The organism is Nocardioides sp. P5_E3 (genome assembly GCF_054049275.1).
This window is the reverse complement of the sequence record NZ_JBFUMR010000007.1, coordinates 123,498-136,471: the sequence shown is the minus strand read 5'-3', so window position 1 is coordinate 136,471 and position 12,974 is coordinate 123,498. Positions and strand designations below refer to the sequence as shown.

Genomic DNA, 12,974 nt, shown 5'->3' with positions numbered 1-12,974 from the left:
GCCGGTCTTGACGCCGTCTTAGCGGTCCTTGACGCCCACTTGTCGCGCCCTCGCTGACCCGTCAGGGGCGGGCGTGCTCGATCGCCTCCTCCTCCTCGGGCGAGAGCTGCTGCTCGCACGACCAGGAGGAGATGGACTTGGCGTAGGTGCGGGCCTCGCTCCGTCCATGGATCGACGTCAGGACGACCCCGTGACCTGCGTCGTCGAGCACCGCGAGGCTCCAGCTCAGGTGCCCGCCGACGTCGCCGAACGCGTCGTAGCGAACGACCGAGAGGTGCCTCAGCGCGTCGGCGCTCTCCGCCTTGAGGGCCGCGACCTCCTGCCGCAGGCCGTGCACGTCCTCGGGCAGCGCGTCGACCCCCTCGCCGCCGGTGCGTGTCGTCGTACGACGGAGGGCGAGCGCGGCGAGCGCGCAGGCGACGGCAGCAAGGACGACGGCGACCACATCGAGCATGGGCTGACCCTATGTTCGGCGACTGGTCACGGCCCGGCGGACACGGCCGGAGGTGACACACTCGCCGACGTGACTCGACGCATCGCCTACCAGGGAGAGCCCGGAGCCAACTCCCACCTGGTGTGCCAGCAGGCCTACCCCGACTGGGAGCCGCTGCCGTGCGCGTCGTTCGAGGACGCCTTCGCGGCCGTCGAGGGCGGCGAGGCCGACCTGGCGATGATCCCGATCGACAACTCGATCGCCGGGCGGGTGGCCGACATCCACCACTTCCTCCCGACCTCCGACCTGCACATCGTGGGCGAGCGGTTCCTGCGCATCCAGTTCTCCCTCATGGCGCTGCCGGAGGCGAGCCTGGACTCGCTCCGCACGGTGCACAGCCACGTCCACGCCCTCGGCCAGTGTCGCGGCGTGATCCGCGAGCTCGGTCTGACGCCCGTCGTGGCGGGCGACACCGCGGGGGCCGCCCGCGAGGTCGCGGAGTCCGGGGACCCGACCCAGGCGGCGATCGCCCCGCCGCTGGCCGCCGGGATCTACGGCCTGCAGGTGCTGCGCGAGGAGATCGAGGACGAGGACCACAACACCACCCGCTTCGTGGTGCTGTCCCGCGACTTCGAGCAGGCGCCCGCCGGCAACGGCCCGGTCGTGACGACGTTCATCTTCAACGTGCGCAACCTTCCCGCCGCGCTCTACAAGGCGCTCGGCGGCTTCGCGACCAACGGCGTCAACATGACCAAGCTGGAGAGCTACATGGTCGGCGGGCACTTCACCGCCACCCAGTTCCTCGCGGAGGTGGACGGCCACCCCGACGACCCGGGTGTGCGCAACGCGCTGGAGGAGCTGGCGTTCTTCACCACCGAGGTGAAGGTCCTCGGCGTCTACCCCGCCGACGCCTTCCGGGCCGACTGAGAGCTCGCGCCGGGTGACTGCGACACTCAGCCGGTGATCGATCCCCTCGTCGTGGCCCTCGCCTTCGGCGCCATCTTCGTCGTCGAGCTCCCCGACAAGACCTTCATCGCCACCCTGGTGATGTCGACGAAGATGCGGCCGCTCTTCGTCTGGATCGGCGTCGGGCTGGCCTTCCTGGTCCAGACGGCCGTGGCGGTCGGCATCGGCAAGGCCGCCTCGTTCCTGCCCGAGCAGCTGATCCACACGGTCGCCGCCGTGATGTTCGTGATCGGCGCGATCATCCTCTTCCGCGCCGCGCGCACCGCCGACGCCGACGAGAACGCCCAGGAGGACGAGTTCGCCGCCAAGTCCGACTCCGCCGCCCACGGCCTCAAGGTCGTGGTGACCTCGTTCCTGGTCCTCTTCGCCGCCGAGTGGGGCGACCTGTCGCAGCTGCTGACCATCTCCCTCGTCGCCAAGTACGACGACCCGGTGTCGGTGTTCCTCGGCGCCTGGGGCGCACTGCTCGCCGTCTCCGGCCTGGCGGTCATCGTCGGCCGGCTGCTCCTCCAGCGGATCAGGCTCTCGGTCCTGCACTACGTGGGTGCGGCCGTGTGCGTGTTCATGGCAGCCTTGACCGTGTGGGAGATGACGCGCTGAGCGGCCCTCTGGTGGCGGCTGTCCGGGACCGTTTCGTCGCCGTCAACGGTGACCACCCGATGACCGCCGAGGACGACGCCTACGTGCGCGAGCACTTCGTCGAGGCCACGCCCGCCGCGATGGAGCAGATGCTGGCCGGCCGCCTGCCGCTGCCGTCGTACGTCCTCTCCGACGGCACGCCGATGGTGCCCGCCGCGCACGGCGAGCTGGCCGAGGTCGCCGGCGGGGTCGACCGGCTGCGGAGGTGGTTCGTCGCGTTCTGGCCGGACGACCCCGCCACCGCCGAGGCCGAGTGGGGCCACTACCTCTCCGGGCAGTACGTCTGCCTCAAGGAGGTCACGCCGATCCGGATCCGGATGAAGACCGCGCGCGTCGCCGAGGCGTCGGCCGCGGTGGAGATCCTGGGCCGCGACCCGCACGACCCGATCGGGCGCGGCCTGCTCGGCCAGGCCGTCGACGGGGTGCTGGCCGTGCCGGGCCTCGAGTCCCTCCTGCTGCCGATGACGGCGTACGACCGGCTGCGCTTCGGCGGGTCGACGGTGCGCGAGACCTGGGTCGACGCGCCGCGCGCGGAGTTCCTCACGCCCGTCGCGCCCGTCTGGCCGTTGCGCACCGAGCGGCTGCTGCTGCGCCCCTTCGAGCCGCGCGACGGCGACGCCTTCATCGACGCGTGGGCCGACGAGGGCTACGCCAGCATGCTGCTCAGCGGCACCATGAACGCGTCCGAGGTGCGCGAGATGGTGCGCCGCCGCACCCAGCCGGGCGACGGGCACTTCGTCGGGCTGGTCGTCGAGCACGACGGCGAGGTCGTCGGCGACTCGATCCTCATCCTCCAGGGCACCGGCCTCAGCGAGGGCGAGATCGGCTGGACGATCCTCCCCCAGCACGCCGGTCGCGGCTACGCCACCGAGGCCGCGCGGGCCGTGCTCCGCCTCGGCTTCGAGCACTACGGCCTGCGTCGCATCGTCGCCAACCTCGACGCCCGCAACGACCGCTCCGCCGCCCTCTGCGAGCGCCTCGGCATGCGCCGAGAGACCCATCGGCTCGGGGACTTCTGGTCCAAGGGCCGGTGGACCGACTCCTACGAGTACGCCCTCCTCCGCGAGGAGTGGCGGGGGCAGTCCTGACCCGCCTGCGGCCGCTGCTTCCGCGTACGTCGGAGCCCCGGGCGAGCGCTAGAGTCCCGCCTATGGTCACCACCCCGCACGGAGCCGACAGCGAGGTCGGCCGCCTGGCCACCGTCATGCTCCACCGCCCCGGCAACGAGCTGAAGCGGCTCACGCCCCGCAACAACGACCGCCTGCTCTTCGACGGCATCCCGTGGGTCAGCCGGGCGCAGGAGGAGCACGACGCGTTCGCGGAGACGCTGCGCACCCGTGGCGTGGAGGTGCTCTACCTGACCGAGCTGCTCACCGAGACGCTCGAGAGCGAGATGGCCCGCAACCACGCGATCACGAGCGCGCTGTCGGGGCTGCACCTCGGTGACACCATGCGGCGCTACCTCGCACAGGCGCTGCGCGAGCTCTCGCCGGCCGAGCTGACCGACGTGCTGACCGCGGGCATCCGCAACGACGAGGTCAAGGGCGGGCACGGCCTGGTCACCAGCCTGCTCGACCCGCACGACTTCCTCATCGACCCGCTGCCCAACCTGCTCTTCACCCGCGACTCCAGCGTGTGGGTGCGCGACCGCGTGGCCGTCACCAGCCTCGCGATGCCCGCGCGCAAGCGCGAGACCCAGCTGACCGAGCTGATCTACACCGAGCACCCGCGCTTCGCCGGCACCCGCAAGATCCACGGCTGGCACAACGAGCACGTCGAGGGCGGCGACGTCCTGCTCCTGGCGCCGGGCGTGATCGCCGTCGGCGTCGGGGAGCGTACGACGCCCGCCGGCGTCGAGCGGCTCGCCCGCCAGGTCTTCCACGCCGACCTCGCCCACACGGTGCTCGCGGTGCCGATCGCCCAGGAGCGGGCGACGATGCACCTCGACACCGTCTGCACGATGGTCGACGTCGACAAGGTCGTGATGTACCCCAACGTCGCCGACAACCTCCGCGCCGTGACGGTGACGCTCGACGACCCGGGCTCGGGCGAGTCCGACCTCACCCTGAGCGTCAGCGACTCCGAGCCCTTCCTCGTCGCTGCGGCCAAGGCGATGCAGATCGACACCCTCCACCAGATCGACACCGGCCTCGACCCGGTCACCGCCGAGCGTGAGCAGTGGGACGACGGCAACAACACCCTGGCCCTGGCGCCGCGGGTGGCGGTCGCCTACGAGCGGAACGACGAGACCAACGACCGGCTCGAGGACGCCGGCATCGAGGTCGTCAGGATCGCCGGCTCGGAGCTCGGGTCGGGTCGCGGTGGCCCGCGCTGCATGAGCTGCCCGGTCTCGCGCGAGCCGCTGCACGAGGACTGACCCGGGCCGGGGTGTGCGCTCGGTGCACACCCGTTGACCCGATCGTCCGCGGAGGCATCACGTTCACGCCCCTGGCTCGTTGAGGGGGCATGACCGAATCGATCCTGGACGCCCTCGACCCCGCCGACGCCCGGCGGGTGCTCGCAGCGGGTCGCGCGCTGACGCTCCCGCAGGGCTGGTCGCCCATCGCCGAGAGCACCCCCGCCGACAAGGCGTACCTCATCACCGAGGGCGAGGTGTCGGTCCGCAAGGGCGGCGTCGAGATCGCCATCCTCGGCCCCGGGTCCGTCGTGGGCGAGGGCGCGATCGTCAACCGCACCCTCCGGTCGGCCAGCGTCGTCGCGCTGACGCCGCTCAAGGTCGTCCACTTCACCCGCGACACGATCGAGGACCTCGTCGAGCAGGTCCCGTCCTTCGGCACCGCGCTCCGCGCCGCCGCGGCGGGGCGCCTCGAGGGAGGCTGACCGGGTGGGCGAAGCCGATCCAGACGCCGGGCCCGACACCGCACGAGCGCTGGGCGCGTTCCTGCTCGGCGAGGAGCCGAGCCTGACCCGCGTCGAGGTGGCCGAGCGCGCCGGCGTGCCGCTCGACCTCGCGATCACGCTCTGGCACCAGCTCGGCTTCCCGCACCGCGCCGACGACGACGTCGCGTTCGTCGAGGCTGACGTGGAGGCGCTGCGGCTGTCGGCCGAGCTCGTCCGGATCGGGATCCTGCCGCCGGATTCGCAGGCCGCGCTCGTCCGCACCTGGGGTCGCAGCTACGCCCGGCTCGCCGAGTGGCAGACCAGCCTGCTCGCCGGGCTGGTCGCCGACGGCAGCGACCCGGCCGACCCGGCAGGCGGACTGGCCGACCTCGCCGGCGACGTGCTCCCCCGCGTCGAGGCACTGCAGAGCTACGTCTGGCGCCGGCACCTCGCCAGCGCTGCGGAGCACCTGCTCGACGACGCCAGCACCCTGACCGCCACCGAGTCGCAGCTGTCGGTCTGCTTCGTCGACATCGTCGGCTACACCACCCAGAGCCGCAGCCTCGACGGCGCCGCGCTCGTGCAGTGGGTGGACGGCTTCGAGCAGGGGACCACCGCGCTCGTCGTCGACCACGGCGGTCAGGTCATCAAGACGATCGGCGACGAGGTCCTGTTCACCGTCGCCGACCCGGCCGCCGCCGTGGCGGTCGCGCTCGAGCTCGCCTCCCGGGGAGCCGACGCGGACGACCCCTTCCCGGCGGTGCGGGCCGGCATCGCCCACGGGGCCGTCGTACGACGCCTCGGCGACGTGTTCGGCTCGACGGTCAACGCCGCCTCCCGCCTGACGTCGGCCGCCCGGCCGGGCAGCGTGCTGGTCGACGCGGGCGTCCACGAGGCGCTCGACAGCAAGAACGGCAGCGAGGGCATCGGGGAGCACGACGGCGAGGCGCCGTGGCGTTTCCGCCGCGCCCGCCGGATCACGGCCAAGGGGTTCACCCACCTCGAGGCCTGGCGCGTCCGGGCTCGCTCGGCGGACTGAGGCCTAGTCTCGGCCCATGCACCCGGAGGCGGCCAGCGAGCACGTCCTGCGGGGGGCCGTCCTCTGGGTGGTGGCCGGTTGCAGCGCGATCTTCGTCGTGGTGGTCCTCTTCCTCCTGGTCGACCTGCGAACGTCGGTCCACGAGGCGCGCGTGCTCAGCGCCGGGGTCAGCTGCACCGAGCAGATCCGCGCCGACTGCCTCGCACAGGGGCCCGTCGAGCTGGGTCCGAGCAACGACGCCGTCCGCACCCGCATGGTGGCCTGGTACGTCAGCGACATCGATGCCCCGCCCGGCGACAGCGACCTCGTCGACGTGCTGCCCGCCGACCACGGGCGGGTGGTCGACCTCGGCGAGCGGGCTGTCGCCCACCGGGTCGACGGCACCATCGTGGCGCTGTCGGACACCACCGGCGGGGACCACGTGCACCCGGCGCTGACCGGCACGCACGCCGTGCTCGTCGACGGGCTCTACCTCCTCACCCTGACGGGACTGCTCGCGCGCGCCTACGGCACGGTTCGCGAGAGCCGCCGGGCCGGGCTCGGCTGGTCGGACCGCATGCCGCTCACCGTCGCCGCGCGCAGGCGACCGACCGATGCGCTGATGCTCGTGGGGGGCTTCGGAGCGATCGTCGCCTTCGTCCTGGCGACGTACGACATCCGGGCGTGGGTGCTCGCCGCCCTGCTCGCAGCGATCGTCTGGTGGGGCTCGGCGATCACCCGGCGCCTGAGCGGGGCCGGCCGACATGCGGCCTGGTGACCCCGAGAAATAGAAAGCCCGGTCGTTGTTGACGGGGGAAACAACAACGACCGGGCAGTGGCGAATCTACTCCGCCCGGAAGGGCGGGCACAACCGTTGAATCCGTTGTGTTCGAGCCGTGGTCAGATGGTGGACCGGGACTTACCGGATCGTCACCTGACGGTTGGCGAGTCCTGCCCGCGCAGACCGCTCGGCTGCGCTCAGCTCCCCGCCCTTCAGCGCCTCGTCCAGGTCCGCGGCGAACGTCGCGGCCGGCCCCTCCAGCACCTCGGCGCCGGTGCCGACCGGGAGGTCCCAGACGGGCGCGAGGAGACCGTGCGCGCGGAACATCCCGACGAACCGGGAGTCCTCGGCCACGGAATCCTGACCGGCGGCGTGCAGGCGGGCGAGCGCGTCGAGCAGCTCGTCCTCGGGGTGCGGCATCACCCAGCGCAGGTGCTCCTTGGTGCCGACGTTGGTCCAGTACGCCGCCTCGACCGACGTCAACCGGCTGGTCGGCATCACGCCGTCGTTGGCCTGCTCGAGCGCCGCCTCCATGGTCGCGTCACGATCGGGGATGTCGTCGATCCAGTACTCGAAGCCGTCGTGCACGGTGATGTCGAGGCTGGAGTCGCTGATCAGGTCCTGGATGCTGGGGCCGTCGCCGGGCGCGGTCATCAGGCCGACGATGCCCGGCTCCTCGGTGGCCAGCGCGGCCTCGAGGACGGCGCCCAGGTCGCGGGCCGGGTTGCCGTAGGAGTGCTGGACCTGCAGGCCGAGCCAGATGTCGCCCGACTCACGCACCATCGCCGGCGCGGCGCCGGGCAGCAGGGTGGCGAGGCGGACGGTCCGGTCGCCCTCCTTCAGCGTGAGGGGGGCCGTGGCGGCCGGGACCAGCTCGCGCAGCGCGATCACGTCGCACTCGCTCGGCATGCCCTCGAAGGGACGGGCGACGAAGGTGGGGGCTGCGCCGCCGGCCGCACCGTGGCAGGCCTTGTAGCGCTTGCCCGAGCCGCACGGACAGGGCTGGCGGGGGCCGACCTCGCCGGCGGCGGGTGCGGACTGGGTGCGGTTGCGGGACTTCTTGGCCATGGCCGAACCCTAGTTGTCCGCCCCTCGGGCCGCCGAGGGCGGCCAGCGAGGCATCAGCTCCCCAGCAGCTCCAGCATGTAGCCGGGCCGGTCGCTGATGACCGCGGTGACGCCGAGGTCGAGGCAGAGGTCGAGGTCCTCGGCGGTGTTGACCGTCCACACGTGGATCTCGCGGCCCTCCCTGACCAGGTGCCGCCCCAGCCCGGGGTGCTCGCGCAGCTCCTTGATCCCGGGGCCGATGACCCAGTCGTCACCGACGACCGGGCGCAGCACGGGCCAGTGGTGCGCCTTCTCGACCAGCATCACGACGTCGAGCTCCGGCGCGAGCCGGCGCACCCGGTTCACGGCACTGAGGGAGAAGCTCATCACCCGCGCCGGCGACCCGGCCCGGTCCCACCCGAAGTCGCCGAGCACCTCGACGAGGCGCCGCTCGACCAGCCCGCCGTAGCGGGTGGGGTGCTTGGTCTCCACGGCCAGCTCGACGCGGCGGTCGTAGTCGGCCACCGTCTCCAGCAGCTTGCGCAGCGTGAGCACCTTCCCGGCCTCCGGGTCGCGGGCGGGGGCGTCGTCGTCGAGCTCGGCCCACGGGTTCTTCCACGAGGCGAAGTCGAGCTCGTCGAGCTCCGCGAGGTTCATCGTCGACACGATCCCGGGCGTGGCCGTCGTACGCCTCAAGCTGCGGTCGTGCATGCACACGAGGTGCCCGTCGGCGGTCAGCCGGACGTCGCACTCCAGGGCCTCGGCACCCTCGTCGAGCGCCTTCACGTAGGCGCCGAGCGTGTGCTCGGCGGTCTCGTGGCTGCTGCCGCGGTGGGCCACGACCTGCGGTCGGTCCACGACCGGACGGTCGCGGCGGGCGCGCGGCGTACGTCGCATGGGCACACCTTGACATGCGCGGGGCGCGCGACACGGCACCCCGGGGGACGGAAAAACCTAGTGGACGTGGTCCCGCCAGTCGTCCGGCACCCGGTCGACCGGACCCGGCACGGTCTGGTCGTCGGGCCGGCTCTGGGGGTCGGCCAGCCGGGGGCCGGACACGCCCACGGAGCGGCTGAAGTCCCAGAACCAGTCCTCGCCCGGCTCGAAGCTCTGCATCACCGGGTGACCGGTCGCCTCGTAGTGCGCGGTCGCGTGCTGGGAGGGGCTGGAGTCGCAGCACCCGATGTGCCCGCACTGGGCGCACCGGCGCAGGTGCACCCACCAGCCACCGGCGTTGTCGCACTCCTTGCACCCGGTGCCCGAGGGGCCTGCCTCTGGATCGATGCCTGCCGTCATGGCCCCAGCCTGCCGCGTCACCCCTCGCGGCGGAAGTCCCCCGCGAGGAAGCCGGGGAGCCAGTGCGCCTCCCAGGCCGGGATCTCCTGCCGCTCGATCACCGAGCGCGCCGATGCCTGCGCGACGGTCCGGTAGCGACCGTCCGCCCGCTCGAGGTAGCGGTAGTTCACCAGCTCGCGGCGCAGGTAGGCGAAGTCCTCGTGCACCCCGAGCAGCACCTCGTTGACCTCGGGCTCGGAGTAGTCGCGGCCGGGCTCGAAGCGGCTGAGCACCTCGAGCAGCACGGCCGCGCGCACCTTGCGCTTGGCCGGCACCCGCTCGATGCGCCCGTCGGTGAAGAGCCGGCCGACGAGTCGCTCCTGCTCGGCGCGGGCGGCGTCGTACGCCTCCTGCTCGAGCGCCGCACGCGCGGCTGTGTAGCCCTCGCCGGTCGCGGCCATGCGGGCGCGGACGACCTGCTTGAAGTCACTGTTCCTGGTCATGGGTCGATCACCTTCGACTGCGCTGCGCCCCCAGTACGCCGCTGCAGCGGGCGTCGACGAACCTGACTCATGGATGCCCGAGGATCTGCTCCCCTTCGCCGTGTACGCGGACTGGGGCCGGCGCGTCGGGCTGGGCGGTGGACGGCGCCCTGTGCCCTGAGTCTCCCAGAGACTCAGCGGCCACGGCAAAGCACTTTCCCCTCGCACCGTCGCGGCCCCACACTGTGGCCATGCCGTCGTCGAGCCAGTGGGCCGCCTTCCTCGTCGCCTCGATCCTGTTCATCCAGGTGCCGGGCCCGAGCCTGCTCTTCACCATCGGCCGCGCGCTGACCGTCGGCCGGCGCGAGGCGCTGCTCTCGGTGGTCGGCAACGCCCTCGGGCTGGTGGCCCAGGTCGTCCTGGTCGCCGTCGGGCTCGGTGCCGTCGTGGCCGCGAGCGCGACGGCGTACACCGCGGTGAAGGTCCTCGGCGCGGCGTACGTCGTGTGGCTCGGCGTGCAGGCGATCCGGCACCGCAGCGACGCCCGGCTCGCGATGGCCGCCGAGGCGCCGGTCCGGCGCGGGCACCCGGTGCGGATCGGCTTCACCGTCGGGGCGACCAACCCGAAGACCATCGTGTTCTTCGTGGCCTTCCTCCCGCAGTTCACCGACCCGAGCGGGCCGGTGGCGCTCCAGACGATGCTGCTCGGCCTCGTCTTCGGCGTCCTGGCCGCCGTGTCCGACAGCACGTGGGCGATCGCCGCGGGGACGGCACGCTCGTGGTTCGCGCGCCGTCCCACCCGGCTCGACACCCTCAGCGCCACCGGCGGCACGATGATGGTCGGCCTCGGCGCGACCATGCTCGCCGTCGAGTAGCCCTGGTGCTGAGGCCGGGTCGCGACGAGGTCAGCCCACGGACTCCAGCTCGCGCGCCTGCTGCCGGCGGCTGGCGACCAGGCTCGTGGTGACCGTGACGGCCAGGATGCCGACGATCACGAACAGCGAGGCGAGGGTCGGCACGTCGGGGACCGACGGCCACACCAGGTGCGCCCAGTGCAGCACCAGCTTGAACCCGATGAAGCCCAGGATCGCGGCCAGGCCGTAGCTCAGGTGCACCAGGGCGCTGAGTGCGCCCTCGAGCACGAAGTAGAGCGCCCGGAGGCCGAGCAGGGCGAACGCGTTGGTGACGAAGACGAGGTAGGGGTCGCCGGTGATGCCGTAGACCGCCGGCACCGAGTCGACGGCGAACACGATGTCGGTGGCGAACACGGCGGCGGTCACGAGCGCGAAGGGCGTCAGCATCCGCACGCCCTTCCTGACGACGGTGAGCTTCGCGCCGTCGTACTCGTCGCTGACCGGCATGAAGCGGCGCAGCAGCTTGACGATGCGCATCTCGGCCACGTCGACGTCGTGCTCCTGGCCGCGGATCGCGTCACGCAGCAGCTTGACGCCGGTGAGCAGCAGGACCGCGCCGAAGATCAGGAACACCCAGTCGAAGCGGGACAGGGCGGCGGCGCCGAGGGCGATGAAGATGCCGCGCAGCACGAGCGCGCCGATGATGCCGTAGAGCAGCACCCGCTGCTTGAGCACCTCGGGCACCGCGAAGGCAGCGAGGAGCAGCATGAAGACGAACAGGTTGTCGACGCTCAACGTCTTCTCGACGAGGTAGCCGGTGTAGTACTCCAACCCGCGGTCGCCGCCGTGGACGTTCCAGACGTAGAGGCCGAAGGTCAACGGCAGCGCGACGTAGAACGCCGACCAGCCGATGGCCTCCTTCATCGAGACCTCGTGCGGACGGCGGGTGGCGATGAAGTCGACGACGAGCAGGGCGAGCACCACTCCGATGGTGACGAACCACAGGGTGGGGGACGCGATGGACGACATGGATCTCCTCAGGTGTGAATTCCTGAGGTCTCTCCCGCCGGCTCCGCGTGCTGGTGCCGGTCCCCGCCGGGGCGCCTGCTGAGGCGCCGTAGTGACCGACGGAGGTTGGTGGGGTACTCCCCTCGCGGCAGAGTTTAGTTGAACGGGCAAGCGGAGCCCGCATCGGTGTCGCGCACCCGTAGGGTCCCGGCATGGAGACCTTCGAGTACGACGTCGTGGTCATCGGTGCCGGCCCCGCCGGGGAGAACGCCGCGCAGTACGCCGTGGCGGGCACCGGCATGACGGCGGTCCTGATCGAGCGCGAGCTGCTCGGCGGCGAGTGCAGCTACTGGGCGTGCATCCCCAGCAAGGCGCTGCTGCGCCCGATCGCGGTGGCCGACGTGACGGCCGACCTGCCGGGCGTCTCGACGGCGCACGTCGCACCCAAGGCGCTGCTCGAGCGCCGCGACACGTGGGTCTCCCACTACGACGACTCCGGCCAGGCCGACTGGGCGAAGGGTGCAGGTCTCGCGGTGCTGCGCGGCGACGCCCGGATCACCGGTGAGCGGACGGTGCGGGTCTCCTCGGCCGACGGCGACGTCGTCGTCCGGGCGCGGCGGGCCGTGGTGATCGCCACCGGCAGCGCGGCGCACGTCCCCGAGGCGTACGCCGACGCGCTGCCGTGGGACTCGCGCGACGCCACCGGTGTCGTCGACGTGCCCGAGCGCCTGGTCGTCGTCGGCGGCGGAGTCGTGGCCTGCGAGGCGGCGACCTGGATGGCCGCGCTCGGATCGTCGGTGACCCTGGTCGTGCGCGGCCACCAGCTGCTGAGCCGGACCGAGCCCTTCGCCGGCGAGGCCGTGCTCGCCGGGCTGCGCGAGCGCGGCGTGACCGTCCTGCTCGGGACCTCCGTCGAGGACGTACGCCGCTCGGACCCCGAGGCCACCGGCACCGGGCGCATCCACGGCGGCCCCGTCACACTGACCACCACCCACGGCGAGCTGGAGGCCGACGAGGTGCTGCTCGCCATCGGCCGGAGCCCGCGGCTCGACGACCTGGGCCTGTCGTCGGTCGACCTGACGGCCGACCACGTCACCGGGGGCCGGCTGCCCGAGTGGCTCTACGCCGTTGGCGACGCCACCGGCGGCCCGCCGCTCACCCACTGGGGCAAGCACCAGGCCCGGGTGGTCGGGGCCCGGATCGCGGCCCGCGCCGCGGGCGAGGTCGCGTGGGAGCCCGACCGCGAGGCGCCGGTGCCCCAGGTCGTCTTCGCCGAGCCCGAGGTCGCCAGCGTCGGGCTCACCGAGGCCCAGGCCCGCGACGAGGGTCACGAGGTGGTGGTGACCCGGGTCCCGACCAGCTCGGCCGCCGGAACCAGCCTGCTGCGCGACCACGTCGCCGGCGAGTCCCAGCTGGTCGTCGACGCCCACACCCGCCTGCTGCTCGGCGCCACCTTCGTCGGCCCCGGTGCCGGGGAGATGCTCCACGCGGCGACCGTTGCGATCACCGGCGGCGTGCCGGTGCACGTGCTGCGCCACGCCGTGCCGTCGTACCCCACCGCCTCGGAGCTCTGGCTCCGGCTCCTCGAGGAGCTGCCGCCGTCCTTCCGGACTCCCCCGCCCGCCTGACCG

The 12,974-nt window shown here is 72.6% G+C and carries 15 protein-coding genes; 9 read left to right on the top strand and 6 right to left on the bottom strand.

Translation table 11 applies throughout. From position 1 onward, the window contains the following. Positions 1-61: 61 nt before the first annotated feature. Complete coding sequence (locus ACXJKB_RS06205) at positions 62-454, bottom strand: DUF4446 family protein (protein ID WP_299930552.1); 393 nt, start codon at positions 452-454, stop codon at positions 62-64. Between the two features lie 69 nt (positions 455-523). Here ACXJKB_RS06205 and ACXJKB_RS06200 point away from each other — a divergent pair, with 69 nt between their 5' ends. The 7 genes from ACXJKB_RS06200 to ACXJKB_RS06170 all read left to right on the top strand — a co-directional run bounded on the left by ACXJKB_RS06200 (position 524) and on the right by ACXJKB_RS06170 (position 6,675). After that, complete coding sequence (locus ACXJKB_RS06200) at positions 524-1,360, top strand: prephenate dehydratase (RefSeq protein WP_457186444.1); 837 nt, start codon at positions 524-526, stop codon at positions 1,358-1,360. 33 nt (positions 1,361-1,393) lie between these two features. Then, entirely contained in the window at positions 1,394-1,999 is a 606-nt protein-coding gene (locus ACXJKB_RS06195) for a TMEM165/GDT1 family protein (protein ID WP_457186442.1), read from the top strand. 11 nt (positions 2,000-2,010) lie between these two features. Next, positions 2,011-3,126: a GNAT family N-acetyltransferase gene (locus ACXJKB_RS06190; protein WP_457186440.1), complete on the top strand. Its 1,116-nt coding sequence runs from the start codon at positions 2,011-2,013 to the stop codon at positions 3,124-3,126. A 62-nt stretch (positions 3,127-3,188) separates the two neighbouring features. Beyond that, the gene (locus tag ACXJKB_RS06185) at positions 3,189-4,415 is read left to right on the top strand and encodes an arginine deiminase (protein ID WP_457186438.1); all 1,227 of its coding nucleotides are present in this window, start codon (positions 3,189-3,191) and stop codon (positions 4,413-4,415) included. Between the two features lie 89 nt (positions 4,416-4,504). After that, complete coding sequence (locus ACXJKB_RS06180) at positions 4,505-4,879, top strand: cyclic nucleotide-binding domain-containing protein (RefSeq protein WP_457186436.1); 375 nt, start codon at positions 4,505-4,507, stop codon at positions 4,877-4,879. A gap of 4 nt (positions 4,880-4,883) precedes the next feature. Beyond that, positions 4,884-5,918 carry an adenylate/guanylate cyclase domain-containing protein gene (locus ACXJKB_RS06175; RefSeq protein WP_457186434.1) on the top strand — a complete coding sequence of 345 codons (1,035 nt, stop codon included), beginning with the start codon at positions 4,884-4,886 and terminating at the stop codon, positions 5,916-5,918. A 16-nt stretch (positions 5,919-5,934) separates the two neighbouring features. Continuing rightward, positions 5,935-6,675 (top strand): hypothetical protein, encoded by a 741-nt coding sequence (locus tag ACXJKB_RS06170; protein WP_457186432.1) that lies wholly within the window; start codon positions 5,935-5,937, stop codon positions 6,673-6,675. Between the two features lie 141 nt (positions 6,676-6,816). Here ACXJKB_RS06170 and ACXJKB_RS06165 read toward each other — a convergent pair whose 3' ends face one another. From ACXJKB_RS06165 to ACXJKB_RS06150, 4 genes are all read right to left on the bottom strand, one after another. Continuing rightward, the gene (locus ACXJKB_RS06165) at positions 6,817-7,746 is read right to left on the bottom strand and encodes a DUF5926 family protein (RefSeq protein WP_457186430.1); all 930 of its coding nucleotides are present in this window, start codon (positions 7,744-7,746) and stop codon (positions 6,817-6,819) included. Positions 7,747-7,799: 53 nt separating this feature from the next. Then, complete coding sequence (locus ACXJKB_RS06160) at positions 7,800-8,582, bottom strand: glycerophosphodiester phosphodiesterase family protein (protein ID WP_457186428.1); 783 nt, start codon at positions 8,580-8,582, stop codon at positions 7,800-7,802. Between the two features lie 96 nt (positions 8,583-8,678). Then, a complete protein-coding gene (locus ACXJKB_RS06155; RefSeq protein ID WP_457186426.1) occupies positions 8,679-9,020 on the bottom strand; it encodes a UBP-type zinc finger domain-containing protein in 342 nt (113 codons plus the stop codon). 17 nt (positions 9,021-9,037) lie between these two features. After that, complete coding sequence (locus tag ACXJKB_RS06150; protein ID WP_457186424.1) at positions 9,038-9,502, bottom strand: DUF2087 domain-containing protein; 465 nt, start codon at positions 9,500-9,502, stop codon at positions 9,038-9,040. 230 nt (positions 9,503-9,732) lie between these two features. On the opposite strand from ACXJKB_RS06150, the gene ACXJKB_RS06145 reads away from it, so the two are divergent. Next, the gene (locus tag ACXJKB_RS06145) at positions 9,733-10,356 is read left to right on the top strand and encodes a LysE family translocator (protein ID WP_457186422.1); all 624 of its coding nucleotides are present in this window, start codon (positions 9,733-9,735) and stop codon (positions 10,354-10,356) included. Between the two features lie 30 nt (positions 10,357-10,386). Here the strand turns inward: ACXJKB_RS06145 and ACXJKB_RS06140 are convergent, their stop codons facing one another. Beyond that, the gene (locus tag ACXJKB_RS06140) at positions 10,387-11,364 is read right to left on the bottom strand and encodes a TerC family protein (protein WP_457186420.1); all 978 of its coding nucleotides are present in this window, start codon (positions 11,362-11,364) and stop codon (positions 10,387-10,389) included. Between the two features lie 191 nt (positions 11,365-11,555). Here ACXJKB_RS06140 and ACXJKB_RS06135 point away from each other — a divergent pair, with 191 nt between their 5' ends. Continuing rightward, a complete protein-coding gene (locus ACXJKB_RS06135; protein WP_457186418.1) occupies positions 11,556-12,971 on the top strand; it encodes a dihydrolipoyl dehydrogenase family protein in 1,416 nt (471 codons plus the stop codon). Positions 12,972-12,974: the final 3 nt, after the last annotated feature.